The 24254-nt window shown below is 68.6% G+C and carries 28 protein-coding genes and 1 riboswitch; of the genes, 22 read left to right on the top strand and 6 right to left on the bottom strand.

The features are described from left to right. Positions 1 to 1144 (bottom strand): UbiD family decarboxylase domain-containing protein (locus AC30PD_RS15900; protein WP_489536637.1); only part of this gene is annotated, 1144 nt, incomplete at its 3' end. Positions 1145 to 1303: 159 nt separating this feature from the next. On the opposite strand from AC30PD_RS15900, the gene AC30PD_RS15895 reads away from it, so the two are divergent. The 21 genes from AC30PD_RS15895 to tolA all read left to right on the top strand — a co-directional run bounded on the left by AC30PD_RS15895 (position 1304) and on the right by tolA (position 18479). Further along, positions 1304 to 1441 carry a hypothetical protein gene (locus AC30PD_RS15895; protein ID WP_489536636.1) on the top strand — a complete coding sequence of 46 codons (138 nt, stop codon included), beginning with the start codon at positions 1304 to 1306 and terminating at the stop codon, positions 1439 to 1441. Between the two features lie 14 nt (positions 1442 to 1455). After that, a complete protein-coding gene (locus AC30PD_RS15890) occupies positions 1456 to 2346 on the top strand; it encodes a transglycosylase SLT domain-containing protein (protein ID WP_489536639.1) in 891 nt (296 codons plus the stop codon). Positions 2347 to 2397: 51 nt separating this feature from the next. After that, positions 2398 to 2527, top strand: a riboswitch (ZMP/ZTP riboswitch). 78 nt (positions 2528 to 2605) lie between these two features. After that, positions 2606 to 3856 carry a serine hydroxymethyltransferase gene (gene glyA / locus AC30PD_RS15885; RefSeq protein WP_489536635.1) on the top strand — a complete coding sequence of 417 codons (1251 nt, stop codon included), beginning with the start codon at positions 2606 to 2608 and terminating at the stop codon, positions 3854 to 3856. Between the two features lie 38 nt (positions 3857 to 3894). Next, positions 3895 to 4338: a transcriptional regulator NrdR gene (gene nrdR / locus AC30PD_RS15880; RefSeq protein WP_489536634.1), complete on the top strand. Its 444-nt coding sequence runs from the start codon at positions 3895 to 3897 to the stop codon at positions 4336 to 4338. Between the two features lie 210 nt (positions 4339 to 4548). Beyond that, positions 4549 to 5094, top strand: a complete 546-nt coding sequence (locus tag AC30PD_RS15875) for a GspH/FimT family pseudopilin (protein ID WP_489536633.1) — start codon at positions 4549 to 4551, stop codon at positions 5092 to 5094. Between the two features lie 17 nt (positions 5095 to 5111). Continuing rightward, positions 5112 to 5573 carry a type IV pilin protein gene (locus tag AC30PD_RS15870; protein ID WP_489536632.1) on the top strand — a complete coding sequence of 154 codons (462 nt, stop codon included), beginning with the start codon at positions 5112 to 5114 and terminating at the stop codon, positions 5571 to 5573. Continuing rightward, complete coding sequence (locus AC30PD_RS15865; RefSeq protein ID WP_489536631.1) at positions 5573 to 6253, top strand: prepilin-type N-terminal cleavage/methylation domain-containing protein; 681 nt, start codon at positions 5573 to 5575, stop codon at positions 6251 to 6253. Before AC30PD_RS15870 ends, AC30PD_RS15865 begins: the two co-directional genes overlap by 1 nt. A 1-nt stretch (position 6254) precedes the next feature. Beyond that, on the top strand, positions 6255 to 7535 hold the full coding sequence (locus AC30PD_RS15860; protein WP_489536630.1) for a PilX N-terminal domain-containing pilus assembly protein: 1281 nt from the start codon (positions 6255 to 6257) through the stop codon (positions 7533 to 7535). 9 nt (positions 7536 to 7544) lie between these two features. After that, positions 7545 to 8714: a type IV pilus modification PilV family protein gene (locus AC30PD_RS15855; protein WP_489536629.1), complete on the top strand. Its 1170-nt coding sequence runs from the start codon at positions 7545 to 7547 to the stop codon at positions 8712 to 8714. Between the two features lie 28 nt (positions 8715 to 8742). Next, a complete protein-coding gene (ribD, locus tag AC30PD_RS15850; protein ID WP_489536628.1) occupies positions 8743 to 9852 on the top strand; it encodes a bifunctional diaminohydroxyphosphoribosylaminopyrimidine deaminase/5-amino-6-(5-phosphoribosylamino)uracil reductase RibD in 1110 nt (369 codons plus the stop codon). Next, on the top strand, positions 9852 to 10481 hold the full coding sequence (locus AC30PD_RS15845) for a riboflavin synthase (protein ID WP_489536627.1): 630 nt from the start codon (positions 9852 to 9854) through the stop codon (positions 10479 to 10481). The genes ribD and AC30PD_RS15845 overlap by 1 nt, the downstream gene beginning before the upstream one ends. A gap of 50 nt (positions 10482 to 10531) precedes the next feature. Beyond that, a complete protein-coding gene (gene ribBA, locus AC30PD_RS15840; RefSeq protein ID WP_489536626.1) occupies positions 10532 to 11632 on the top strand; it encodes a bifunctional 3,4-dihydroxy-2-butanone-4-phosphate synthase/GTP cyclohydrolase II in 1101 nt (366 codons plus the stop codon). Positions 11633 to 11644: 12 nt separating this feature from the next. Beyond that, positions 11645 to 12127: a 6,7-dimethyl-8-ribityllumazine synthase gene (gene ribH / locus AC30PD_RS15835; RefSeq protein ID WP_489536625.1), complete on the top strand. Its 483-nt coding sequence runs from the start codon at positions 11645 to 11647 to the stop codon at positions 12125 to 12127. Then, entirely contained in the window at positions 12124 to 12645 is a 522-nt protein-coding gene (gene nusB, locus AC30PD_RS15830; RefSeq protein ID WP_489536624.1) for a transcription antitermination factor NusB, read from the top strand. Before ribH ends, nusB begins: the two co-directional genes overlap by 4 nt. An 11-nt stretch (positions 12646 to 12656) precedes the next feature. Next, positions 12657 to 13835 carry a pyridoxal phosphate-dependent aminotransferase gene (locus tag AC30PD_RS15825; protein ID WP_489536623.1) on the top strand — a complete coding sequence of 393 codons (1179 nt, stop codon included), beginning with the start codon at positions 12657 to 12659 and terminating at the stop codon, positions 13833 to 13835. 106 nt (positions 13836 to 13941) lie between these two features. Continuing rightward, positions 13942 to 15633, top strand: a complete 1692-nt coding sequence (locus tag AC30PD_RS15820; protein ID WP_489536622.1) for a serine/threonine-protein kinase — start codon at positions 13942 to 13944, stop codon at positions 15631 to 15633. Next, positions 15633 to 16022, top strand: a complete 390-nt coding sequence (locus AC30PD_RS15815) for a TssQ family T6SS-associated lipoprotein (protein WP_489536621.1) — start codon at positions 15633 to 15635, stop codon at positions 16020 to 16022. Before AC30PD_RS15820 ends, AC30PD_RS15815 begins: the two co-directional genes overlap by 1 nt. Before the next feature lie 44 nt (positions 16023 to 16066). Further along, on the top strand, positions 16067 to 16504 hold the full coding sequence (gene ybgC, locus AC30PD_RS15810) for a tol-pal system-associated acyl-CoA thioesterase (RefSeq protein WP_489536620.1): 438 nt from the start codon (positions 16067 to 16069) through the stop codon (positions 16502 to 16504). Beyond that, positions 16501 to 17187 (top strand): protein TolQ, encoded by a 687-nt coding sequence (tolQ, locus tag AC30PD_RS15805; protein ID WP_489536619.1) that lies wholly within the window; start codon positions 16501 to 16503, stop codon positions 17185 to 17187. Before ybgC ends, tolQ begins: the two co-directional genes overlap by 4 nt. A 1-nt stretch (position 17188) precedes the next feature. After that, on the top strand, positions 17189 to 17623 hold the full coding sequence (locus AC30PD_RS15800) for an ExbD/TolR family protein (RefSeq protein ID WP_489536618.1): 435 nt from the start codon (positions 17189 to 17191) through the stop codon (positions 17621 to 17623). 10 nt (positions 17624 to 17633) lie between these two features. Further along, positions 17634 to 18479: a cell envelope integrity protein TolA gene (gene tolA / locus AC30PD_RS15795; protein ID WP_489536617.1), complete on the top strand. Its 846-nt coding sequence runs from the start codon at positions 17634 to 17636 to the stop codon at positions 18477 to 18479. A 36-nt stretch (positions 18480 to 18515) separates the two neighbouring features. On the opposite strand, the gene AC30PD_RS15790 is transcribed toward tolA, so the two are convergent. Then, entirely contained in the window at positions 18516 to 19070 is a 555-nt protein-coding gene (locus tag AC30PD_RS15790; RefSeq protein ID WP_489536616.1) for a PAS domain-containing protein, read from the bottom strand. 315 nt (positions 19071 to 19385) lie between these two features. On the opposite strand from AC30PD_RS15790, the gene AC30PD_RS15785 reads away from it, so the two are divergent. Further along, positions 19386 to 21221 carry an ATP-binding protein gene (locus AC30PD_RS15785; RefSeq protein WP_489536615.1) on the top strand — a complete coding sequence of 612 codons (1836 nt, stop codon included), beginning with the start codon at positions 19386 to 19388 and terminating at the stop codon, positions 21219 to 21221. A gap of 75 nt (positions 21222 to 21296) precedes the next feature. Here the strand turns inward: AC30PD_RS15785 and AC30PD_RS15780 are convergent, their stop codons facing one another. Genes AC30PD_RS15780 through bufB form a run of 4 tightly spaced genes read right to left on the bottom strand, consistent with a single transcriptional unit; the run spans position 21297 to position 24249 of the window. Continuing rightward, positions 21297 to 22007, bottom strand: coding sequence for a DUF3047 domain-containing protein (locus AC30PD_RS15780; protein WP_489536614.1), 711 nt, complete (start codon positions 22005 to 22007; stop codon positions 21297 to 21299). Positions 22008 to 22063: 56 nt separating this feature from the next. Beyond that, positions 22064 to 22576, bottom strand: coding sequence for a DoxX family protein (locus AC30PD_RS15775; protein WP_489536613.1), 513 nt, complete (start codon positions 22574 to 22576; stop codon positions 22064 to 22066). Positions 22577 to 22603: 27 nt separating this feature from the next. Further along, positions 22604 to 23389, bottom strand: a complete 786-nt coding sequence (locus AC30PD_RS15770; protein ID WP_489536612.1) for an HvfC/BufC family peptide modification chaperone — start codon at positions 23387 to 23389, stop codon at positions 22604 to 22606. Beyond that, entirely contained in the window at positions 23386 to 24249 is an 864-nt protein-coding gene (gene bufB / locus AC30PD_RS15765) for an MNIO family bufferin maturase (protein ID WP_489536611.1), read from the bottom strand. The genes AC30PD_RS15770 and bufB overlap by 4 nt, the downstream gene beginning before the upstream one ends. Between the last annotated feature and the right edge of the window lie 5 nt (positions 24250 to 24254).

The raw sequence follows: 24254 nt of genomic DNA, 5'->3' as shown, positions 1-24254 counted from the left end.
GGTAGAAGTCGACGATCTCCGGAAACTGCTTCTGCAGGATCGGCACGAACACTTCGTTCAATGCCACGCCGAGCACCGCCGGCTCGTCGGGCGGCTTGCCGGTGTAGGTGGAGTGGTAGATCGGCTGCTCGCGGCTCGTCAGGCGGTCGATCTCGAACACGGGGAACCAGTCCTGCTCGTTGTAGTAGCCGGTGTGGTCGCCGAACGGGCCTTCGAGCGCGTGCAGGTAGCCGTTGATCTCTTTGGTCTGCACGCCGTGTTCGCTGACGCCGGTGAAGCCTTTGGCAGCCACCGGAATGTGGCCCTCGAGCACGATCTCGGCGCTCGCAGGCACCTGCAGCATCACGCCGGCATCGCCAACGCCGGAGTCGGCCACCTCGGTGCGGCTGCCGCGCAGCAGCCCCGCGAACTGGTATTCCGACAGCGTGTCGGGCACCGGCGTCACCGCGCCCAGGATGGTCGCCGGGTCGGCACCGAGCGCCACCGCCATCGGGAACGGCTGGCCGGGCTTGGCGAGGGCGAAGTCGCGGAAGTCGAGCGCGCCGCCGCGGTGCGCGAGCCAGCGCATGATGACCTGGCGTTTGCCGATCACTTGCTGGCGGTAGATGCCCAGGTTCTGGCGCTGGCGTGCGTTGGCCCCGCCCTGCGGGCCGCGCGTGATGACCAGGCCCCAGGTGATCAGAGGCCCGGCGTCTTCGGGCCAGCAGGTCTGCACGGGCAGCGTGCCGAGATCGACGTCGGCGCCTTCGGCGACCAATTCCTGGCAAGGCGCCCGGCGCACGCTCGCGGGCTTCATGTCCCAGAGCGCCTTCGCCATATGTAACAGCTTGCCGGCGTCTTTCAGGCCTTTCGGCGGCTCGGGTTCCTTCAGGCTGGCGAGCAGGCGGCCCACGTCGCGCAGCTCGCTCACCTCGGTGGCGCCCATGCCCAACGCAACCCGCCGGGGCGTGCCGAAAAGGTTTGTCAACGCCGAAATTTTGTAACCTAGGGGGTTCTGGAACCACAAGGCTGGCCCGGAACCGCGCAGCACGAAGTCACTGACCGCTGTCATCTCCAACCGCACAGACACTGGCTCTGCGACGCGTTTGAGTTCGCCGGCGTGTTCCAACCCCGCCATAAAGTCACGCAAGTCTCGATACTTCATACTCAATAGTTATTAGAGACTTGTTTTATAGGATTGACCAGTTATGAAGGGCTTTGTTAGATTCCGCCCATCTTTGGCTCAGAGGGATAACCCGCAGCCTTTCGCCCCTCGGCACGCTGGCCCGCCAAGCCGCGCCAGCGCCGAGTGACAACCTGGTCGATGTTCGTCGCGCCCGCACTGCAGGCGTCTCGAATGCCGGCCTTTGATTATCGCCGCCGCTTGCTGCGCGGGCCGTTCGTTCAGGCCCGCAAGCACACCACAAGCGACGTGGCGAACGAAGGAGAGACAACGACATGAAGGCATGGCGCCCCATGATCTCGGCGGCCAACTCGGCACGCCACGCAACGGCCCAGTCCGTTTCGGTGTTCTTGCGCGACGTGGGCCACGGCCTGCTCGAAGTCAGCCACAACACGCTGGCCTTGATCGGCCTGATCCTGGCCGCGGTGGTGCTGTTCGTGGCTGGCCAGGCCGACCTGCGCCACGAAGCCGAAACGCGTGTGCTCGGCTGGCTGCAGGCCCGCCAGGAAGCCCGGGCCGAACCGGCCGATGCCTTGGCCGCCGAGCTGAGCGAACCTGACGCGATCGCCCGCGCCACGGCTTCCGATCCGAAAGACCTGAGCCGCCAGCAGGCTGCCGTGGCGCAATGGCTGTCGCGCCGCTACCGCGTGGCGCCCGAACCGGTCAGCCGCCTGGTGCAGGAAGCCTGGCGCGTCGGCGAGAAGGCCAGCCTCGACCCGACGCTGATCCTCGCCATCATGGCCATCGAGTCCAGCTTCAACCCGTTCGCGCAGAGCGCCGTCGGCGCGCAGGGCCTGATGCAGGTCATGACCAAGGTGCACAACGACAAGTACGAAGCCTTCGGCGGCAACCACGCGGCCTTCGACCCGGTCACGAACCTGCGCGTCGGCGTGCAGGTGCTCAAAGAGTGCATCGCGCGCGCCGGCAGCCTGGAAGCCGGGCTGCGGTTCTACGTGGGCGCGGCCAATCTGGCCGACGACGGCGGTTATGCCGGCAAGGTGCTGAACGAACAGCGTTCGCTGCGCCAGGTGGCGAGCGGCAAGGCCGTGCCGCTGCAGCAGCAACCCACGCTGATCTCGGTGGGCGCGCCCGCTCCCGAAGGCGCCCCCCGCAAACCGGAACCGATCGCGCCGGCCAAACCGGCCGACACCGCGAAGCCGGAGCAACTCGCGCTGCTGCGCTGAGCCGCCGAACCGAAACCGCCCGAACTGTCGGCCGGCCCTGCCCTTACACTGGTGGGGCCGCGCGACTGGCGATGCGGCCCGGCAAAGCTGCTCGGGCCTGAGGTGGGTTACCACCGGGAAGCGTGGTCGGTGCCTGTGCTTTTGCAGGCGTGCCGTTCAGCCGTTCGCCTGGGCAGCCTTGGGGTCGTGTGCGCAACGCACACGTTGCGGAACTGGCGTTCCGAAACCCGGGGACTTCATCTGAAGAGGACTGCCGACCATGTTCGACCGCAACCAATCCACCGTCGCCACGATCGACCCCGATCTCTGGTCTGTCATCCAGCGCGAGAACCAGCGCCAGGAAGAGCACATCGAGCTGATCGCTTCTGAGAACTACGCCTCGCCCGCCGTGATGGCCGCGCAAGGAAGCCAGCTCACCAACAAGTATGCCGAGGGCTACCCGGGCAAGCGCTACTACGGCGGCTGCGAGTACGTCGACATGGTCGAGCAGCTCGCCATCGACCGCCTGAAGCAACTCTTCGGCGCCGCGCACGCCAACGTGCAGCCGAACTCCGGCTCGCAGGCCAACCAGGGCGTGTTCTTCGGCCTGCTGCAACCCGGCGACACCATCATGGGCATGAGCCTGGCCGAAGGCGGCCACCTCACGCACGGCATGCCGCTGAACATGAGCGGCAAGTGGTTCAAGGTGGTGAGCTACGGCCTCACCGCCGCCGAAGAAATCGACTACGACGCCATGGAGCGCCTGGCGCACGAACACAAGCCGAAGCTGATCATCGCCGGCGCGTCGGCCTACAGCCTGCGCATCGACTTCGAGCGCTTCGCCAGGGTCGCCAAGGCGATCGGCGCGTATTTCATGGTCGACATGGCGCACTACGCCGGGCTGATCGCCGCCGGCGTCTACCCCAACCCGGTGCCGCATGCCGACGTGGTGACCTCCACCACCCACAAGAGCTTGCGCGGCCCGCGCGGCGGCATCATCCTGATGAACGACGAGGCCATCGCGAAGAAGATCAACAGCGCGATCTTCCCCGGCATCCAGGGCGGCCCGCTGATGCACGTGATCGCCGCCAAGGCGGTGGCCTTCAAGGAAGCGCTGGCGCCGGAGTTCAAGCTGTACCAGCAGCAAGTGGCGAAGAATGCGGTGGTGCTCGCCGACACGCTGATCGAGCGCGGCCTGCGCATCGTGAGCGGCCGCACCGAATCGCACGTGATGCTGGTCGACCTGCGCCCGAAGGGCATCACCGGCAAGGACGCCGAGAACCTGCTCGGCGCGGCCCACATGACCTGCAACAAGAACGGCATTCCGAACGACCCGCAGAAGCCGATGATCACGAGTGGCATCCGCCTCGGCACGCCGGCCATGACGACCCGTGGTTTCAAGGAAGAGCAGGCGCGCCAGACCGCGCACCTGATCGCCGACGTGCTCGACAAGCCGAACGACGAAGCGAACACCGCCGCGGTGCGCGCCAAGGTGGCGGCGCTGACGCGCGATTTCCCCGTCTATCGCTAGACCACGAGACGGGGCCGCGCGAGCGGCCCCTTCGCCCCATGCGTTGTCCTTTCTGCAGCTTTGAAGACACCCAGGTCGTCGAGACCCGCGACTCCGACGAAGGTGACGTCGTGCGCCGGCGGCGCCGCTGCCAGAGCTGCGACAAACGCTTCACGACCTACGAACGCGCCGAGATCGCGCTGCCCTCGGTCGTCAAGAAAGACGGCACGCGGGCCGAATTCAACCCGGCGAAGATCCACGCCTCGATGACGCTCGCGCTGCGCAAGCGGCCGGTCAGCGTCGAGCAGATCGACGCCGCGATGGAGCGCATCCAGGACAAGCTGCTCAACAGCGGCGCGAAGGAAGTGCCTTCCACCAAGCTCGGCGAGCTGGTGATGCGCGAGCTCAAGCGCATCGACAAGGTGGCCTACGTGCGCTTCGCGTCGGTCTACCGCAGCTTCGAAGACGTGGACGAGTTCCGGCAGCTGATCCGGGATATTTGAGGCGGGACTTGTTCTCAGTGCCTGCGCACTGAGAACCCGCCTCAAAGCCAGTTCGCTTGCAAGCGAACTGGCCGGTTGAGGCCAGTTCCCCCGATCGGGGGTATGCCCCGGGCGCACTCGCGAGAGGGGCGCCTCGTTCCCGCCACGTGGGGGCGCGCCGGGCGGCGTGAATTTCTAAAGTCTGTGCATCGTTTCAACCACGAGGCACCGATGAAAAACCACCCGCCACGAACCCGCTGCCAGCACGGCGTCACGCTGGTCGAAGCCTGCACCGTCGTCGCCGTGCTGGCCATCCTGGCCTCGACCGCCGCACCCCGGCTGCAAGGCCTGATCGACAGCCGCCGGCTCGAAGGCGCGGCCACCCAGCTCGCCACCGACATCCAGTTCGTGCGCAGCGAGGCCGTCGCCCGCAACCTGCCGGTGCGCCTGAGCTTCCACGCGAACGCCGCCGGCAGCTGCTACGTCGCCCACACCGGCAACGCCGACCAGTGCCAGTGCGACGCGCCCGGCCCGGCCATTTGCAGCGGTGACGCGCAGCAGATCAAGACCGTGACGCTCACGGCCGCCGACCGCGTGAGCCTGCAGAGCAACGTGGCCTCGGTGCTGTTCGACCCGCAGCACGGCACCAGCACACCGACCGGAACGCTGCGTCTGGTCGGCCAGCAAGGCCGTGCGGTGCACCACATCGTCAACGTCATGGGGCGCGTGCGCTCCTGCTCGCCACTGGGCGCCATGCCCGGCTACCGCGCCTGCTGAACCGAGGACAACACATCATGCAAACCCGCAACACCCACCCGAACACCCGCCACGCCCACCGTGGCTTCACGATGGTCGAGGTGCTCGTCACCTTGTCGATGGCCGGCGTGCTGTCGAGCGTGGCCCTGCCCACGTTCCAGGGCCACCTGCAGAAGGCGCGCCGCGCCGACGTGGTCGTCTCGATGATGCAGGTGCAGCTGGCGCAGTCACGCTGGCGCGCCAACGGCACGACCTACGGCACGCTGGCGCAGATCGGAGTCAGCAGCGTCTCGGCGGGCGGCCACTACACGCTCACGCTCGGCAACGCCGCAGACGACCGCTACGAGGTGCTCGCCTCGGCCACCGGCGCGCAGGCGGGTGACGCGGCCTGTCGCCACATGCTGCTGCGCATCGTCGGCGCCAACGTGGTGCAGGCCTCGGGGCCCGACAGCAGCGTCGCGAACCCTGCCGCCACCAACCGCAAGTGCTGGAACCAGTGATGGCCACGCCCGCCCGCACCCAGCGCGGCCTGTCGCTGATCGAGCTGATGGTCGGTTTGGCGATCGGCCTGTTCATCACGGCCATCGGCGGCACCCTGCTCGCGAGCCACGTGCGCGAGAACCGCAGCCTGCTGCTCGAAGCGCGCCTGATGCAAGACCTGCGCACCGCCGCCGACGTGATCACGCGCGACCTGCGGCGCGCCGGCTACTGGGCTGGCGCCACCTCGGGCGTGTGGTCGGCCGGCACGACCAGCGTGATCGCCAACCCGTACACCGCGCTCATGCCCGACAACGCGGCGTCCGACGCCGTGAGCTTTCGCTACTCGCGCGACGTGGCCGAAAACAACGTCGTCGACAGCAACGAGCAGTTCGGCTTCCGGCTGCGCAACGGCGCCATCGAGATGCTGCTCGGCGGCAGCGGCTGGCAGGCGCTGACCGACACCGGCACGCTCAGCGTCACCGCCTTCAGCGTGACCCCGAGCGTCGAGCGCATCGACTTGCAGGCCAGCTGCAGCAAAGCCTGCCCGGCCGGCAGCACGAACTGCCCGCCACGCCAGGAAGTGCGCAGCCTCGCACTGTTGATCAGCGGCCGCTCGGCCACCGACGCCGGCGTCACGCGCAGCGTGCGCAGCCAGGTGCGCCTTCGCAACGACTCCTTCACCGGCACGTGCCCTGTCTGACATGAAACACCTCCACGCCCTTTCGACCGGCGCTCGCCAGCAACGTGGCGCCGCGGCGCTCGTCGTCACGACCTTGTTGTTCTTCGTGATGGTGCTGGTCACGCTGTTCGTGAACCGCAACCTCGTGTTCGAACAGCGCGCCTCGGCCAACCAGTACCGAGCCACGCAAGCCTTCGAAGCTGCAGAAGCCGGCGCCGAGTGGGCACTGGCGCAGCTCGAGCAGCCGCAGCGCATCGGCGCGGACTGCCTGCCGTCGGCCGACGGCGCAGCCACGTCGTTCCGCAGCCGGGTGCTGACGCAGAGCGGCACGACCTTCGTGCCACGCACCTGGAACAACGGCGGTGTTGCCACGCCGCTGCAGCCCACGTGTGTGCGCTCCGGCGCGGGCTGGGCTTGCAGTTGCCCGGCGAGCGGCGCGCCGGTGCTGGGCGCGCCCGAAGGTGACGGCCCCCTCCCCGCTTTCAGCGTGCAATTCATCGCCGGCGACCAGCCCGGCACGCTGCGGGTGCTGGCCACCGGTTGCACCAGCCTGGCCGGGGCGTGCCTGCCAGGCTCGGCCTCGAATGCAGACGCCACGGCCCGCGTCGACGTGACCGTCGGCCTGCTCGCTGGCCTGCGCACTCCGCCGGCAGCGGCGCTCACCACGCGAGGCGCTGTCGACGCCGACGGTGCGGCCTTCGGCGCGCACAACGCCGACCCCGCCACCGGGCTCGCCCTGCATGCCGGCGCCGGCATCGCAGCCAGCAGCGCACGCCTGAACGCACCCGCCGGCGCGCCGCTGGCCGGCACATCGGTGAGCCAGGACACGAGCCTGTCGGCTCAGAGCGAAGACCGCTTCTTCGCGTCGTACTTCGGGCTCGACAAGCAGCGCTGGAAGGCGCGGCCTGCGGTCACCCGCATCGCCTGCAGCAGCGACTGCGCCGCGGCGATCAGCGCTGCCACGGCCAGCACCGAAGGCAGCGCCCTGATCTGGGTCGACGGTGACCTGGCGTTCGACGGGCCGGTCACCGTCGGCTCGGAAGAACACCCGGTCGTGCTCGTCGTTGAGGGGGCGGCGCGCCTGCGTGGTGCGGTCAACTTTCACGGCCTGCTCTACGCCAACGCGCTGAGCTGGAACGACACGGCGGCACCGGGTGCCGTGTTGCGCGGCGCAGCGCTGTCTGAAACCCACTACACGGGCAACGGCGCACCCGACTTCGTCTACGACAGCGGCGTGCTCGCCACGCTCAAGAGCCGATCGGGCGGCTTCGCCCGCATCAACGGCGGCTGGCGCGATTTCTGAGGACACACCATGAACAAGCTCACCCCTTCCACCCGCCGCCAACACGGCATCAGCCTGATCGAAGCGCTGATCGCGCTGCTGGTGCTGTCGCTCGGCGTGTTGACCGTGTCGCGGCTGCAAGGCCATTTGCGGCTGGGCTCCGACATCGCGCGCCAACGTGCCGAAGCGGTACGCCTCGGCCAGGAAGACATCGAGGCGCTGCGTGCGTTTTCGATGCTCGCGGCCTCGGGCGCGGCCAGTTCCTGGGCCGGCATCACGAGCGCGTCGCACAGCGTCGACGCCAGCACCGGCTACGCGACCCACACCCGCTACACGGTGGCGCGCGAAGTCGTGGCCACGAACGCGCTCGCCGCCAAGACCGCCGCCGTGACCGTGCACTGGAACGACCGTGACGGCGAAGCGCAGCAGGTCGTGCTGACGACCGTGATCGCCGCCACCGACCCGGCCCACGGCGGCCTGCTCGCGCTGGCGCCAAGCAGCATCGATGCCAAGGGCGTGTCTTCGCGCTCGGCCCGCGTGCCGCTGCTCGCCAAGGACCTGGGCGACGGCCGCAGCGTGATGAAACCCACCAGCACCGGCACGACCGCGCTCATCTTCGACAACACCTCGGGCCAGCTGACGGCGCGGTGCACCGGCATCAACCCCGCCACCGCCACCCGTGACCTGGCCCTCGCCGACCTGAGCGCGTGCGGCGCCATTAACGCGCAGTTGCTCGGCGGCACCGTGCGCTTCTCGCAAGCCGCGCCCCCCGACGCGGCCCGCGGCAGCGACGCACCACCGGCCTTCACCATCGCGCTCGCACTGACCGGCGGCTCCTACGCCACCCCGCCCGAGTGCAGCAGCGAAACGGTGCAGACCGAAGCCGGCGACCGCTACGTGAGTTACCAGTGCGTCGTGACACCGCTCGCCAACGGCCGCTGGTCGGGCCGCAGCACGATCGCACCGATCGGCTGGAACATCGGCACCACCGCCGCCGACCGCCGGGTGTGCCGCTACTCGGCCGACCTCGACGGCAGCGGCGCGGTCGACAGCAACGAAGAACACCCGGCGGCCTACAGCGCCGTCGACCATTCGCTCGCGAACCAGAACTTTCTGGTGATCCAGGGCAACCAGACCTGCCCGGCCGGCGCGCCCGCCGGGGCCGTGGTCAACCTCGCCACGGCCGCGCACCAACCCTGACGCGATAATTCCGCCCACCGTGTCCACGATGAACCCGCACTCCCATTTTTCCTCGCCGATGCACGAAGCGCTCGCGCTGGCGCAGCACGCCATCGGCCTGAGCGAGCCGAACCCGCGTGTCGGCTGTGTGATCACGGCCGCCGACGGCCGGGTGATCGGCCGCGGCCACACGCAGCAGGCCGGCGGCGCGCACGCCGAGGTGATGGCGCTGCGCGACGTGCTCGCGCGCGGCGAAAGCGCGCGCGGCGCCACGGCCCATGTCACGCTCGAACCCTGCTCGCACCACGGCCGCACGCCGCCCTGCTGCGACGCTCTGATCGAAGCCGGCATCGCACGCGTGGTGATGGCGGTGCAAGACCCGAACCCGCTCGTCGCCGGCCAGGGTGCGGCCCGCCTGCGCGCCGCCGGCATCAGCGTCGACGAAGGCTTGCTGGCCGAAGAGTCACGCGAACTCAACATCGGCTTCTTCTCGCGCATGCAGCGCGGCCGGCCCTGGGTGCGCTTGAAGGCCGCGGTCACGCTCGACGGCCGCACCGCGCTCGACAACGGCGTGAGCCAGTGGATCACAGGCGTGGCCGCCCGCACCGATGGCCATGCCTTCCGCAAACGCGCCGGCGCGGTGTTGACCGGTGTGGGCACGGTGCTCGAAGACAACCCGCGCCTCGACGTGCGGCTGGTCGAAACCGCGCTCCAGCCGCTGCGCGTGATCGTCGATTCGCGGCTCGACACACCGCCCACCGCGCGCATCCTCGATGCACCGGGCACGGTGCTGATCTACGCCGCCCAGCCCGCCGACGATCGCCACGCGCCGTTGCTGGCCAGCGGCGCGCAGACCGTGCTGGCCGCCGGCCCGAACGGCAAGGTCGATCTGGCGGCGATGCTGCTCGACCTGGGCCGGCGTGGAGTGAACGAACTGCACGTCGAAGCCGGCCACAAGCTCAACGGCTCTTTCGTGCGTGAAGGGCTGGTCGACGAGTTCCTGATCTACATCGCACCGAAGCTGATCGGCAGCGGGCGCGAGCTGGCCGCCTTCGGCCCGTTGACGCGGCTGGAAGACGGCCTGGCGCTGCGTTTCGTCAGCGTTGCGCCGGTGGGCGACGACCTGCGCGTCATCGCGCGGCCTGCGACAATTCGCTGATGTTCACCGGCATCATCACGGGCCTCGGCCACATCACGAACGTCAAGCCGCTCGGCGCCGACGCCAGCCACGGCAAACAGCTCACGATCGGCACGCCGGCCGGCTACCTCGACGACGTGCAACTCGGCGACAGCGTCGCGTTGAACGGCGCGTGCATGACCGTGACCACGTTCGACATCGCGGCGAACAGCTTCACGATCGACATCTCGGCCGAAAGCCTCGACAAGACCGCCGGCCTGGCCGAACCGGGCCCGGTCAACCTCGAAAAGGCACTGCGCGCGCACGACCGGCTCGGCGGCCACATCGTCAGCGGCCACGTCGACGGGATCGGCCGGGTGAGTCACTTCGAACGCGTCGGCGAATCGTGGGAATTGCGCATCGAAACACCGGCCGAGTTGGCGCGTTTCATCGCCTACAAGGGCTCGATCACCGTCAACGGCGTGAGCCTCACGGTCAATCGGGTGAGCGACCACGCTGCCGGCTGCGAACTCAGCATCAACCTGATCCCGCACACGCTCGAAAACACCACGCTGGGTGGTCTTTCGGCGGGCAGCCGGGTCAACCTCGAAATCGACCTCATCGCACGTTACGTCGAACGCATGCTGAGCGCGACCGCGCTGCGCCCCTGACGCGCCCGGCGTGCCCCGGGTCGTGAGGCCCGGACACCTACAATCCGACGATGTCCATTTCCCCCATTCCCGAGCTCGTGGCCGAACTGGCCGCCGGCCGCATGATCATCCTCGTCGACGAAGAAGACCGCGAGAACGAAGGTGACCTCGTGATCGCCGCCGACCACGTCACGCCCGAGGCCATCAACTTCATGGCGCGCTTCGGCCGAGGCCTGATCTGCCTCACGCTCACGCCCGAGCGCTGCGACCGGCTGCAGCTGCCCTCGATGACGCAGCGCAACGGCACCCGCCACGGCACGGCGTTCACGGTATCGATCGAAGCCGCCACCGGCGTCGAGACCGGCATCTCGGCGGCCGACCGCGCGCGCACCGTGCAGGCCGCCGTGGCGCGCGACGCCAAGGCGAGCGACCTGGTGCAACCCGGCCACATCTTCCCGCTGCGTGCGCAAGAAGGCGGCGTGCTGATGCGCGGCGGCCACACCGAGGCCGGCTGCGATCTGGCCGGCATGGCCGGCCTGTCGCCCGCGTCGGTGATCTGCGAAGTGATGAAAGACGACGGCACGATGGCGCGCCTGCCCGACCTGATCGTCTTCGCCAAAGAACACGGCCTGAAGATCGGCACCATTGCCGACCTGATCGAACACCGCAGCCGCCACGAAAGCCTGATCGAACGGGCCGGCGGCCGCAAGCTCACCACGGCGCAGGGCGAGTTCGACTGCAGCGCCTTCCGCGACCGCAACGGCGGTCTGCATTTGGCCCTCACCCGTGGCACATGGACCGCTGCCGACGAGGTGCTGGTGCGTGTTCACGAGCCGCTCTCGGTGATGGACCTGCTCGACGTGGGCGCCGATTGCGACCACTCGTGGCCGCTGCCCAAGGCGCTGTCGGTGCTGCACGCCCATGGCCGCAGCGCCGCCGTGCTGCTGAACTGCGGCGAAGACGTGGCCGCGCTGGTGCCGCACGTGCTGCCCGCAAGAGCCGGTGCCGCAAAGCAACCGCGCCAGATGGACCTGCGCACCTACGGCATCGGCGCGCAGATCCTGCGCGAGCTCGGCATCACGAAGATGAAGCTGCTCGGCAGCCCGCGCCGCATGCCCAGCCTGACCGGCTACGGCCTCGAAGTCACCGGCTTCATGGCGGCAGAACAGTGAAAGAGGTTCTTCATGCAAGACGCTGATCAGGGCGCGTCGAAAAGCGGCGGCCAACAAGCTCACCTCGACGGCCGTGACCTGCGCATCGGCATCGTGCAGGCGCGCTTCAACGCCGCCATCACCGACAAGCTGGCCGTGTCGTGCCTGGCCGAGTTGCACGCGCTCGGCGTCGACACGAAGCACGTCAAGCACGTCACCGTGCCCGGCGCGCTCGAAGTGGCGCTGGCGTTGTCGGCACTGGCCGAGAGCGACGACTTCGACGCGCTGATCGCGCTCGGCTGCATCATCCGCGGCGAGACCTACCACTTCGAACTGGTCGCCAACGAAAGTGGCGCCGCGGTCACGCGCATCTCGCTCGACCGCGAAGTGCCGATCGCCAACGCGATCCTGACGGTCGAGAACGAAGCGCAGGCCTGGGCCCGGGCCGAAGACAAAGGCCGCGACGCCGCCCGTGTGGCCGTCGAGATGGCGAACCTGATGGAAGACCTTTCGTGACCGACACCCCCGAGCCCGGCGCGGCCGCCGCTGCCAAGCCTGCGCCCAAGACCAAACCCGCGCCCAAACACCCGAAGCCGAAGTCTGCGCGCCGCCGCTCGCGCGAGGTGGCGCTGCAGGGCCTGTACGAGTGGCTCGTCTCGGGCAGCGACGCCGGCCTGATCGACGCCCACATGCGCGAGCAGGAAGACTTTGCCAAGTGCGACGCCGCGCACTTCGACGCGCTGCTGCACGGCTGCATCAGCGAAGCGGTTGACATCGACGCGCTGCTGTCGAAACACGTCGACCGCAAGACCACGCAGCTTTCGCCAATCGAACACGGCGTGTTGATGATCGGCGTGTACGAGCTCAAGCATTGCATCGCGATCCCGTACAAGGTGGCGATCAACGAAGCGGTCGAGCTCGCCAAGGGTTTTGGTGGCACCGACGGGCACAAGTACGTGAACGGCGTGCTCGACAAGGCCGCCGCCGAGTTGCGCAGCGTCGAAGTCGACGCGGCGCGCGCGGCGCGGCGCTGAAGCCCGCTCGCATGAAGCTCGCAGGGCGCCTCGACCACATCGAGCCCTTCTACGTGATGGAGTGCGCCAAGGCCGCGGCCGAGCTGGCGCGCAGCTCCGAGTGCCGCGACTCGCCGATGATCTTTCTGAACATCGGCGAACCCGACTTCACCGCACCGCCGCTCGTGCAGCAAGCCGCCGAGCGTGCGCTGCGTGGCGGCCGCACGCAGTACACCGACGCCACCGGCCTGCCGGCGCTGCGTGAGCGCATCAGCCAGTGGTATGCCGAGCGCTTCGGCCTGAACATCGCACCGCGCCGCATCGTCGTCACCGCCGGTGCCTCGGCGGCCCTGCAGCTCGCCTGCCTGGCCCTGGTCGACCGCGACGACGAAGTGCTGCTGCCCGACCCGAGCTACCCCTGCAACCGGCACTTCGTGGCCGCGGCCGAAGGCAAGGCGGTGCTGCTGCCGGCGTCCGCGCAAGAGCGCTACCAGCTCAGTGCGGCTGGCGTCAGCGCGGCCTGGTCGGAGCGCACCCGCGGCGTGCTGCTGGCTTCGCCGTCGAACCCGACCGGCACCTCGATCGAGCCCGACGAGATGGGCCGCATCGTTGCGGCCGTGCGCGCGCACGGCGGCTTCACCCTGGTCGACGAGATCTACCTCGGCCTGAGCTTCGACGAACGCTTCGGCCACAGCGCGCTGGCCCATGGTGACGACGTGGTTTCGATCAACAGCTTCTCCAAGTACTTCAGCATGACCGGCTGGCGCCTCGGCTGGCTCGTCGTGCCCGACGATCTGGTGGCGCCGGTCGAGAAGCTCGCGCAGAACCTCTACATCTGCCCGTCGACCGTGGCGCAGCACGCAGCGCTGGCGTGTTTCGAGCCCGAGTCGATCGCCGAATACGAACGCCGCCGCACCGAGTTTCGCGCCCGCCGCGACTTTCTGGTGCCGGCCCTGAACCGGCTCGGCCTCACGGTGCCGGTGATGCCCGACGGCGCGTTCTACGCCTGGGCCGATTGTTCGGCGCACAACCCGAGCAGCTGGGACTTCTGCTTCGACATGATGCGCCGCGCGCACGTCGCCATCACGCCGGGGCGCGACTTCGGCCAGCACGGTGCCGAGCGCTTCGTGCGCCTGTCTTACGCCAGCTCGATGGCCCAGTTGCAAGAGGCGGTCGCGCGGCTCGGCAAGGTGTTGCTTCAAGCGGCCTGAAATCGGTGCACCCACCCCCACAGAATGGTGTGCGGATGTGACGAAGGCATCGATCCGGTGCCATTTTGGTGCTTCAACGCAGTGTCACTCGGCTAAGCTGCCGGGCGTGACCGATGCCAACACCCCGCCCGAGCCTGCACCGAAAGACTCGGAACCCGCGCCCTTGCCCAGCATGCCCGCCGAACTGGCCTTGTGGGGCGACTCCGACATCACCGCGATGCAGGGCCCGGCGGCCGCGTTCCAGACCAACGCACCGAACGCACAGGACGAGCAGATTCCCACCATCGGCCACATCGGCCGTTATGCGCTGAAGTACAAGCTCGGCGAAGGTGGCCTGGGCACGGTGTTCGCGGCACACGACCCGCTGCTGTCGCGGCTGATCGCGGTGAAGACGCTCAACGTCGAGCTCGAAGTGAGCGAGCGTGATTCCTTCAACGCGCTGTTCCTGAACGAAGCGCGTGCCGCCGGCGGCCTGAGCCACCCGCACATCGTGACGGTGTTCGACGCCGGCATCAGCGACAACCGCGTGTACATCGCGATGGAGTTGCTGAAGGGGCGCGACCTGCGCCAGCTGCGCCAGGAAGGCTGGCGCGCCACGCCGGCCCAGGCCGCCTTGATCGTGCGCCGTGTGGCCGACGCGCTCGCGTATGCGCACAGCAAGGGCGTGGTGCACCGCGACATCAAGCCCGCCAACATCTTCATGGTCGGCCGCACCCAGCCACGCGTGCTCGACTTCGGCATCGCCCGGGTGGCGCACCAGCACGAGGCCGCCGCGAGTGGCGACATCGCGGCTGGTTCGCCTTACTACATGGCCCCCGAACAGGCGCGCTTCGAAACGGTCGACCGGCGCGCCGACGTGTTCTCGCTCGGCGTCGTGCTCTACGAGTTGCTCACCGACCTCAAGCCTTTCCGCGGTGCCACCCTGAGCGAGATCACCAACGCGGTGCTCAAGCACGACCCGCCGCTGGCGAACAAGATCGACCCGAACATCCCCGAAGCGCTGGCCCAGATCACCGCCCGCGCGATGGAGAAGAACCCCGACGCCCGCTACCGGTCGGCGCGCTCTTTCTCGCGCGAGCTGCGCCACTGGCTCGACGAAAACACCATCACCTCCGAAGGCGAGGTGCCTGCCGAACCGCCGCGCCGTGCACGCCCGCTGTGGCTGCTGGCGGCCGGCGCCGGCGTGCTGGTGGCTGCCGGCCTGGCCTGGATGCGCTGGGCCCCCGGGCACACCGAGACACCGGCACCCGCAGCGGCGGTGGCGCCGGCGCCCGCCCCGCCGGTGGCCGCGACGCCGGCGCCGGTGGCCGCCGCGGCGGCACCGGCGGTAGAGACCCCGGCGACTGCCGCAGACACCGCGGCACAACTGCCCGCGGCGGCGGCCGCGACAGAAGCACCGGCTCCGGCCTTGCAGGCCGCCGCGCCGGCCAGCCCGCCGGCCACGGTGGCTGCAGCGCCCACGGCGGCCGGTCCAGCCACGCCCGCCAAGGCCGTGGCCGCCACACCCAAGGAAACACCCCGCGAGAAGCGCCAGCGCGAAGCCCGCGAGCGTGAAGTGAAACCTGCCACCACCACGGCGGCCGCACCGCTGCCGACCGGCCTCGTGCGCATCGCAGTGAGCCCGTGGGGCGAGGTCGAAGTCGATGGCCGCCCGGTCGGCACCTCACCGCCGATCAACGAGCTGTCGCTGCCCGAAGGCCGGCACCAGATCGTGATCCGCAACACCGACTTCCCCGCGCTGACGACCACCGTGATCGTCACACCCGGCCAACCCTTCTCGCTCAAGCACAAGTTCTGATGGCTACCCTGCGACCTTTCGTACCCCTCGCCCTCGCGCTGGCCCTGGCCGGTTGCGCCGTGCCGCCGCCAGTGCCGACCGGCCTGATGGAAGTGATCGAGCGGCCGGCAGAAAAGGCCCTGCTCGGCGGCTGGCGCGCGTATGAAGACGCCCAGTATCCGCAGGCCGAGAAGCAGCTCGGCCAGGCCTTGCAGATCGGCCTGGTCTCGGCGAGAGACCGGGCAACCGCCCACAAGCTGCTGGCCTTCATCTTCTGCACCAGCGACCGCGCCGCGGCCTGCGAGGTCGAGTTCCGGCGCGCCCGCGCCGCCGACCCCGACTTCGCACTCAGCAAGTCCGAAGCCGGCCACCCGCAGTGGGGGCCGGTGTACAGGCGCGTGCAGCCATAATTCGCGCGCTGCCGCGGCTTGCGGCGCCGCCCTTGTCGCTGCCGATGCCTGAGACCGGACCCAAGCCCTTCAGTTTTTCGCTGCGCGTGTACTGGGAAGACACCGATGCCGGCGGCATCGTCTTCTACGCCAACTACCTGAAGTACTTCGAGCGTGCACGCACCGAGTGGCTGCGTTCGCTCGGCCACGGCCAGGAGCGCTTGCGCGTTGAAACAGGCGTGATGTTCGTCGTGACCGATACTGCGGTCAGTTACCGCAGCCCGGCGCGCCTCGACGACCTGCTCGACGTGACGGTCCAGGTGAAGCACGCCGGGCTGGCGCAGATGACGATCGCGCAGCAGGCCTGGCGCTCGGACGCGCAAGGCAAGAAAACGCTGCTCGCCGAAGGCACGATCCGCATCGCCTGCGTCAACGCCGGAACCTTTCGACCCCAGCGGGTTCCGAATTCCATCATCAGCTCGCTCGACAAGAACAACGAATGACCCAAGACCTCTCGATCATCTCGCTCGTGCTGCATGCGAGCTTCGTCGTGCAGCTCGTGATGGCGGGGCTGCTGATTGGCTCGCTGGCCAGCTGGACCGTGATCTTCGGCAAGCTCTTCGGCCTGAAGCGCACCCGCGCCGCGAACGAAGAATTCGAGCGCGAGTTCTGGGTCGGCAAGAACCTCAACGAGTTGTATGCCGACGCTGCCAAGCGCCCCGACGGCGCGCCGATGGAGCGCATCTTCGCCTCGGGCATGCGCGAATTCATGAAGTTGCGCGAACGCAAGGTCACCGATGCCGGGGCGTTGCTCGACGGCGCACGGCGTGCGATGCGCGCGAGCTTCCAGCGTGAGCTCGACACGATCGAAGCCAACCTGTCGTTCCTGGCGACCGTGGGTTCGGTCTCGCCTTACGTCGGCCTGTTCGGCACCGTGTGGGGCATCATGCATGCGTTCATCGGCCTGTCGAACATGACGCAGGTCACGCTCGCGACCGTGGCGCCCGGCATCGCCGAAGCGCTGGTGGCCACCGCGATCGGCCTGTTCGCTGCGATACCCGCGGTGATCGCCTACAACCGCTTCGCGCGCGACATCGACCGCATCGCGATCCAGCTCGAGACCTTCATCGAGGAGTTCTCCAACATCCTGCAGCGCAACGTCGGCGTGCCGGCGGCAGCGCACTGACATGCCTGCCGTCGTCAGTCACCGAGGCAGCGGCTCGCGCCGCCGCACCATCAACGAGATCAACATGGTGCCCTTCATCGACGTGATGCTGGTGCTGCTGATCATCTTCATGGTGACGGCGCCGCTCATCACCACCGGCGTGGTCGATCTGCCGAGCGTGGGCAAGAGCAAACAGCGGCCCGAGCACGTGGTCGAGGTCGTGGTCGGCACCGACGAGACGGTGCGCCTGCGCGTCGACGGCAAAGACGGCGGTGCGATCCCGTTGCGCAACATCGCTGCCACGGTGCGCGAAAAGCAGGGCGGCGATGCGAACACGCCGGTCGTGATCTCGGCCGACCGCAACGTGAAATACGAAGCCGTCGTGAAGCTGATGGACAGCCTACAGCGCGCCGGTGTGCAGCGTGTCGGCCTGTCGGTGAAGAACGGCGGCAACTGAAGCCGGCACCATGAGCGCCGTCCTGCAACGCGATCCTTTCATGCCACGCCAACCACGTGGCATGGGCGCGGGCCTGGCCCTCGCGCTGCTCGCCCACGCCTTGCTGATCGTGGCCCTGGCTTTCGGCGTGAACTGGCGCAGCAGCGAACCCGAAGGGGTGGAAGCCGAACTCTGGTCGGCCGTGCCGCAGTTCGAGGCACCCCGCGCCGTGACACCACCGCCGGCACCGGCACCGCCCGAGCCGAAACGCCCCGAGCCCGTCGCCAAGGCACCGCCCGTGCGCGAGCCCGCGCCCGACCCGCAGATTGCCATCGAGCAGGCCAAACGCGAGAAAGCGAAACAAGAGCAGGCCGAGCGCGACAAGGCCGAGCGTGAAAAAGCCAAGCGCGACAAGGCCGCGCGCGAAGAAGACGAACGCGCCCAGCAGCGCGCCGAGCAGGCAAAGAAAAAGCAGCAGGCCGACAAGGAGCGCGCCGAAGCCGAAAGGCTCGCAGAAGCGCGCGAAGCCAACCTGCAGCGCATGCTCGGCCAGGCCGGTGCGACCGGCGGCGCCACGGCCACCGGCACGGCTGCACGCAGCAGCGGCCCGTCGGCGAGTTATGCCGGCCGCATCATGGCGCGCATCAAGCCCAACATCGTGTTCACCGACGTGATCGACGGCAACCCCGTCGCCACCGTCGAAGTGCGGCTCGCGCCCGACGGCACCATCGTCGCCAAGCGCCTGGTGAAAAGCAGCGGCGTGAAGTCGTGGGACGATGCGGTGTTGCGTGCGATCGAACGCACCGAGGTGCTGCCGCGCGACACCGACGGGCGTGTACCCGGCCCGTTCGAGATCGACTTCAAGCGGCGAGACTGAGCGCGAGGGCGCTGCCCGCGACGGCGATGCGGGCTGTTAGGGCGCGGCGTTGGCATCGCGCAAGGCGACGTCGAGCAAGTCGTCGATCAGCTCGACCAGCCGAGGGCTCTCGGGCGCCCCGCCGAGCTCGGCGTGAAAGGGCAAACGAGGCAACACGTGCGCCTGCACCGCCAGTTCGGTGGCCAGGCCGTAGTTCGCCGCCGACGAGGCCCGGCCCGTCAGATCGACCATGGTGCCGATCATCCGCGTGGCGTTGCCCAGCGGGTCACGCGCGACGACGCGCCCGCGTGACAGCATGCACCGATAACCCGAGCCGTTGCTGCGCAGACGGAACCGCATTTCGTAGGTCGGCGTGCAGCCGTCGAGGTGCGAGCGCAGAGAGCCGAGCATCGGGTCGAAGTCGTCGGGATGCACTCTGCAGCGCCAGAAGGCGCTGCTGTCCGGCGCGTCGATCCGCGGGAAGCCGAGGCGCGCCTTCCACTGCGGCGAGTAGTGCACGATCTCGAGGCGCGGATCCAGATCCCAGACACCGAACGTGGCGTTTTCAATCGAGGTCGCCCAACGGCGTATTTCAGGAGTTCGGTCTGACATGGTTCCCAGGGGCTTGCTTGGCCAAGGCGCGAGTGTGCCCGCCCACTCTGTTCATCGGCAGCGCGGCGGGCGGGCTTGAGGACTCTTGCACGAGTGGCTCGACGCACAGATTTCCGTGCTTTGGCAACAGTTGGGGCGCTTTGCTTCGGTCGGCATGGCACCGGGTCGCTCATTTCTCACCGTAAATGTCCGATAAATGAGGTCGAGAGACAGCTTGCTGCCAACAGGGCGGCCCTGCAAAGAGCGGATATGCACCGTCAGATACGAGATGAATGATCCCCACACGCCTGTTTGCGTCGCGCGCGCACTTTGACCGTGACGCTTGAACCGTCCCCGAGCGCGCAGTCGTCTGCGGCCATCGAGAACCAGATCGATTTCGAACGCGTCAGTTCGATCTACCGGTTGGCCCCGATGCCGCAAGTCGGCGCGGTCGCCTTCTCGATGGTGATCGGCTACGCCATGTGGGGCCTGGTGACGGCGGCCTGGGTGATCGGATGGGTGGCGTATCGCGTGGTCATCGCTGTCGTCCGTACCCTGGAAACACGCCGCTTCGCAGTCGATCCGCGCCGCACCTTGCGGGTGTCTTACTGGCGTGCGCGATTCGAGGTGTTCATTGTTCTGGACGATCTGGGATGGGGCGTGATTTCTCTGGTCTTCATTCCCGTGACGCAGTCCAGCAGCCTGGGTGCGTTGCTCTTTGCCGGCGTGTCGTGCATCACGGCGATCGGCGTGTTCATTCTGGTCAGCAGCTTTCGCACTGCAGTCATCAATCTAATGATCATGCTGCTGCCCCTCATGGGGTCGGCGGTCTGGCACGAATACGCCGACGCCTGGGTGGTCGTGTGCAGCCTGGCCATCTACGGCGTGGTGCTGGCGCAGGAAAGCTGGCGCAGCAACGAACGCTGGACCGAGATGACCCGATTGCGACTTGAAAGCGACTCGGTGGCCGCCGAGCGGGAGCAGGCCCGGCTGCTGGCGGTTGACGCCAACCTGGCCAAGACGCGCTTTCTGGCCAACATGAGCCACGAGATCCGGACGCCACTGAACGGGGTTCTGGGCATGTCGGAATTGCTGCAGGGTACCCGGCTCGATGAAGATCAGTCGCGCTTCGTCGGCGGAATCGCATCGGCCGCGCGTTCCTTGCACAACCTGCTTGGCGACATACTGGATCTGGCCAAGATCGAGGAAGGCAAGGTCGACATCGAACGGATCGACTTCGAACCAGGGCAGGTGCTGGACGACATTGTCGAGGTTTACCGTGAACTCGCGGCGGCACGCGGAACAGTCCTCGTCACACAGTTCGATGCGCACATGGTCCCGCTGGTTCGCGGCGATCCGATGCGGTTTCGGCAGGTGGTGACCAACCTGCTGGGAAACGCGATCAAGTTCACCGACCAGGGCCGCATCACGCTGAGCAGCCAGGGCATCGATGGGCCCACGGACGATCCGCGCGTCTGGTGGCGGGTGCAGGTGCGCGACAGCGGCGTGGGCATAGCGCCCGAGATCCTGCCGCAGTTGTTCCAGCGTTTCACACAGGCGGATGCATCGACCACCCGCAAGTTCGGCGGCAGCGGCTTGGGCCTGGTGATCTGCAAGAACCTCGTGGAACTCATGGGCGGGAGCATCCACGTCGAGAGTCGGCCCGGCAGCGGCAGCACGTTCTGGTTCGACCTTCCGTTCGACACCGCCGCCGGTCCGTCGGCGGTGCCCGAACCCGGGGCCAGACCCGTCGGCCGGTCGGTGCGCGAGGCCAAGGTGCTCGTGGCGGAAGACAACCCGGTCAACCAGCTGGTGGTGCGCGCCATGCTCGAGCGGCAGGGCATGAAGGTCACACTGGTCGAAGACGGCGCGCGCGCGCTGGCAGCCATTCAGGAAGGCGCGTTCGATCTGGTGTTGATGGATTGCCAGATGCCGGTGATGGACGGCTACGAGGCGACTCGGCTCATCCGGGCCGCGCGGCAAAGTGGCCCACGCATTCCCATCGTCGCGTTGACCGCCAACGCGATGGCAGAAGATCGCCAGCGTTGCGCCGATGCCGGCATGGACGGCTATCTGACCAAGCCCATCACCGCGGCGGCCCTGTACGAGGTGCTGATTCGGCATCTGGGGCACACGCCGCAGCCTGGCGAAGCGCCGGCGCGCACCGCATAGACGCCGCTGCGCGGCCGCGGGGCGTCGACGCCAAGGGTGTCGAAGTAGAAACCACCCGCGCGGCGCAGCTGGTGGTCAAGGCTCGAGCACCACGTCGGCCACGTGGGCCAGGCTGTGGCCGTGGGTGTTGTCGGCATCGGCGCCCACCGCCACGCCGGTCACCAGCGGCACCTCGTTGCTTTCGTCGCCGAACAGTTCAAGAAAGTCGGCCGCGAGGTTGCGCTTCTCGGCCGTCCACTGGTGCAGGCGTGCCGGGCCGCTTTCGAGCACCTTGTAGCGCACCCGTTTGGTGAAGGCGTTGGGAATGGCGGTGCCCACCGGCAGGTGCGCGTCCCACACATAACAGACGGTCGCGGCCGGGAGGGGTTCGCTCGACTGCGAGCGCACCGCACGCAGCAACTGGCGCTCGACGAACGGCACCTTCTCGAGCGGCAGGTCGAAGAACACGCAGACCTTCAGCGCGGTGTCGTCGCCGGCCTTGGTGCGCAGGTCGTCGTCGTCGATCAGGTCGTCGGCGCGCCACTGCCAGCTCATGCGCGCCACGGCGCGCGCCGGGTTCAGCGGGTAGACCAGGTTGCCGTAGGAGTTGTCGGCTTCGATGCGCACAGCGCGGCGGCCGTCGACGTCGACGATGGCGAAGCTCGTGAACGGCTTCTTCTGCCTCGGCAGCCCCACCACGTGCCAGGGCGCGATCGGGGCAGCGCCGGCCGCGCCGAAAGGCAGCGGCGTGTCGGCGTGCGCGGTGGTGCAGGCACAGGCCAGGCACAGGCTGGAGAACCACTTCATCGAGCGATTCTGCTTCAGGCTGCGGCGGCGTGTGCGGCGCGGTGCGCCGGGCCGCGTCAACTCCGGCCGGGTGGCCCCGACACGAGACGCGGCGCCGCGTGCCCGCAGACCCGCTCACGCAGGCGCGGCATCAGGTAGTGGTCGAGCGACCAGCGGCCGGGCCCCCAGAGCAGCAGCCCGAGCAGCAGGCTGCCCCAGAACACGTGGCCCATCAGGGCGGCGTCGGGAACGTCCATCAGGCTCAGCACGGCCACCACGTTCATGACCGTCAGGCCGAGCGCCGCGAAGCGCCCGAACAAGCCGAACAACAGCAGCACCGGCAGCACCAGTTCGCCACCGGTGCCGAGCCAGGCGGCCACCGTCGGGCTGAGCAAGGGCACGTGGTACTCGTCGTTGAACAACGCGAGGGTGGTGTCCCAGTCGCGCAGCTTCGTGAGGCCGGAGGCGAAGAACACCGAAGCGACATAACAGCGCGCCGCCAGCTGCGCCGCCGGCTGCAGCCAGCCGAGCGAAGCGGCACGGCCTTCGATGAACAACCACAGGCGGGCGAGCGTAGAGGGGTGGGTCATGCCGGTTCCTTGTCGAGAAGCTGCATCTCAGTCGTGCCGCACCGCCACACCTTTCAGCCACTGCCCGCGAAGCGCATCGCCCAGCCACGCGGCGAAGTCGAAGCCTTCGCCGGCGCGTTCGAGCGCGGCCGACAGGTTGGCACCGCCGAGCAGGCTGTCGTTCCAGTCGGCTTGCGCGGGTGACAGGCTCTGCACGTGCGCCCGCCAGCCCTGGCGCACCACGAGCACCTGCTCGCCGCGCTCGGCGTCGAGTGCGGTGCGCACGTTGGCGAATGCGGCTTCGCTGCCCGCCGCGTCGACCTGGTGCGCGGCGTGGATCGTGGCGACGGGCCAGCGCGAGCGCAGCACCGCGCTGCCGGGCATCAGCTGCATCAGCAGCAGCGCCGGATCGGTCGATTCGAGCAGCGCGAGCGACGCCGCGTCGAACACCGCGTCGGCGGCACGCTCGTTGTGGTGCAGCGCGAGGTCGAGCCGCGCGCAGTCGGCCAGCCAGGGCCAGCGCGCCATGGCGGCGTGCGCCTCCAGCCAGGCCGGGAAAGCGTCGCCCCACTCGCCCACATCACCGCGCAGCGGCGGGTGGGCGTGCCAGAACTCGTGGGCCAGGTGCTGAAAGTTCTCTTCGCCGAGCATCGCTTGCACAGTGCCGAACACCGCAGCCAGCGCACGCTCGGCCAGCGCTTCGGCGTTGGCGCGGTAGGCCGACAAGCCGCGCGCGGCGCGCGCCTGCGGCTCGCGGATCGATGCCGGCAGCGCCTGCCCGGCGATCGCACCGACCAGCGCCCGCTGGCGTCGGCTTTCGTGCGATTCGTTCATGCGGCGGCCCGCTGCGCCAGCAGCGCGCTGGCCTGCCCGGCTTCACCCAGCAGCACCTCGAAGGCCGGAAGATCGGTGTCCCATTCGACCAGCGTGGGCAGCGCGCCGAAGCGCTGCAACGCATGGTCATAGACCCGCCACACGTCGGGCCGCACACGGCTGCCGTGGTCGTCGATGACGATGTCTTCGGTCTGCTGGTAGCCGGCCAGGTGGACCTCGCCGACGATGCCCGGCGGCAACGCGTCGATGAACCCGCAGCAGGCGGCCACCGGGTCGTTCGCGCCGGCGTTGAGCGCGTTGACCATGAGGTTGTTGACGTCGAGCAGCATGCCGCAGCCGGTGCGCCGGCAGAGCTGCGCAAAGAACTCGGGCTCGCTCATCGAGTCGTCGGCGAACGACAGGTAGGACGAGAGGTTCTCGACCAGCATCGGCCGACGCAGGCGCTCCTGCACCTGCATCACGTTGCCGGCCATGATGGCCAGCGCTTCGTCGGTGAACGCGACCGGCAGCAGGTCGCTGGCGTGAACGACCGGCCCGCCGGGCAGCAGGGCCGCGCGCGCAAAACAGGCGTGGTCGGAAACGCGCACCGGCTCGATGCGCTCGGTCAGCCGGGCGAGCCGGTCGAGGTGCCACGGGTCGAGCCCCGCGGCCGAACCGAGCGCCAGGCCCACGCCGTGCAGGCTGACCGGGTAGAGCTCGCGAGCCCGGTGCAGCACCGCCAACGCAGCGCCGCCGTCGGCGAAGAAGTTCTCGGAGTGAACTTCGACAAAACCGAGCGGCGGCGGGGCGCCGAAGAATTCGGCGTAGTGGGGCTGGCGCAGGCCGATGCCGGCCGCGGCCTGCGCAGGCTGGCCGGACAAGTCAG

This window comes from Rhizobacter sp., assembly GCF_032229685.1.
Lineage (GTDB): Bacteria > Pseudomonadota > Gammaproteobacteria > Burkholderiales > Burkholderiaceae_C > LMDS01.
The sequence above is the reverse complement of the archived record's forward strand: the minus strand, read 5'-3'. Positions and strand labels throughout refer to the sequence as shown.

Excerpts from the sequence above, each read along its gene's own strand:
- AC30PD_RS15895 (WP_489536636.1), top strand. The coding sequence starts at position 1,304 with ATGTTCGTCGCGCCCGCACTGCAGGCGTCTCGAATGCCGGCCTTTGAT.
- AC30PD_RS15890 (WP_489536639.1), top strand. The coding sequence starts at position 1,456 with ATGATCTCGGCGGCCAACTCGGCACGCCACGCAACGGCCCAGTCCGTT.
- glyA (WP_489536635.1), top strand. The coding sequence starts at position 2,606 with ATGTTCGACCGCAACCAATCCACCGTCGCCACGATCGACCCCGATCTC.
- nrdR (WP_489536634.1), top strand. The coding sequence starts at position 3,895 with ATGCGTTGTCCTTTCTGCAGCTTTGAAGACACCCAGGTCGTCGAGACC.
- AC30PD_RS15875 (WP_489536633.1), top strand. The coding sequence starts at position 4,549 with ATGAAAAACCACCCGCCACGAACCCGCTGCCAGCACGGCGTCACGCTG.
- AC30PD_RS15870 (WP_489536632.1), top strand. The coding sequence starts at position 5,112 with ATGCAAACCCGCAACACCCACCCGAACACCCGCCACGCCCACCGTGGC.
- AC30PD_RS15865 (WP_489536631.1), top strand. The coding sequence starts at position 5,573 with ATGGCCACGCCCGCCCGCACCCAGCGCGGCCTGTCGCTGATCGAGCTG.
- AC30PD_RS15860 (WP_489536630.1), top strand. The coding sequence starts at position 6,255 with ATGAAACACCTCCACGCCCTTTCGACCGGCGCTCGCCAGCAACGTGGC.
- AC30PD_RS15855 (WP_489536629.1), top strand. The coding sequence starts at position 7,545 with ATGAACAAGCTCACCCCTTCCACCCGCCGCCAACACGGCATCAGCCTG.
- ribD (WP_489536628.1), top strand. The coding sequence starts at position 8,743 with ATGAACCCGCACTCCCATTTTTCCTCGCCGATGCACGAAGCGCTCGCG.
- AC30PD_RS15845 (WP_489536627.1), top strand. The coding sequence starts at position 9,852 with ATGTTCACCGGCATCATCACGGGCCTCGGCCACATCACGAACGTCAAG.
- ribBA (WP_489536626.1), top strand. The coding sequence starts at position 10,532 with ATGTCCATTTCCCCCATTCCCGAGCTCGTGGCCGAACTGGCCGCCGGC.
- ribH (WP_489536625.1), top strand. The coding sequence starts at position 11,645 with ATGCAAGACGCTGATCAGGGCGCGTCGAAAAGCGGCGGCCAACAAGCT.
- AC30PD_RS15825 (WP_489536623.1), top strand. The coding sequence starts at position 12,657 with ATGAAGCTCGCAGGGCGCCTCGACCACATCGAGCCCTTCTACGTGATG.
- AC30PD_RS15815 (WP_489536621.1), top strand. The coding sequence starts at position 15,633 with ATGGCTACCCTGCGACCTTTCGTACCCCTCGCCCTCGCGCTGGCCCTG.
- ybgC (WP_489536620.1), top strand. The coding sequence starts at position 16,067 with ATGCCTGAGACCGGACCCAAGCCCTTCAGTTTTTCGCTGCGCGTGTAC.
- tolQ (WP_489536619.1), top strand. The coding sequence starts at position 16,501 with ATGACCCAAGACCTCTCGATCATCTCGCTCGTGCTGCATGCGAGCTTC.
- AC30PD_RS15800 (WP_489536618.1), top strand. The coding sequence starts at position 17,189 with ATGCCTGCCGTCGTCAGTCACCGAGGCAGCGGCTCGCGCCGCCGCACC.
- tolA (WP_489536617.1), top strand. The coding sequence starts at position 17,634 with ATGAGCGCCGTCCTGCAACGCGATCCTTTCATGCCACGCCAACCACGT.
- AC30PD_RS15790 (WP_489536616.1), bottom strand. The coding sequence starts at position 19,070 with ATGTCAGACCGAACTCCTGAAATACGCCGTTGGGCGACCTCGATTGAA.
- AC30PD_RS15780 (WP_489536614.1), bottom strand. The coding sequence starts at position 22,007 with ATGAAGTGGTTCTCCAGCCTGTGCCTGGCCTGTGCCTGCACCACCGCG.
- AC30PD_RS15775 (WP_489536613.1), bottom strand. The coding sequence starts at position 22,576 with ATGACCCACCCCTCTACGCTCGCCCGCCTGTGGTTGTTCATCGAAGGC.
- AC30PD_RS15770 (WP_489536612.1), bottom strand. The coding sequence starts at position 23,389 with ATGAACGAATCGCACGAAAGCCGACGCCAGCGGGCGCTGGTCGGTGCG.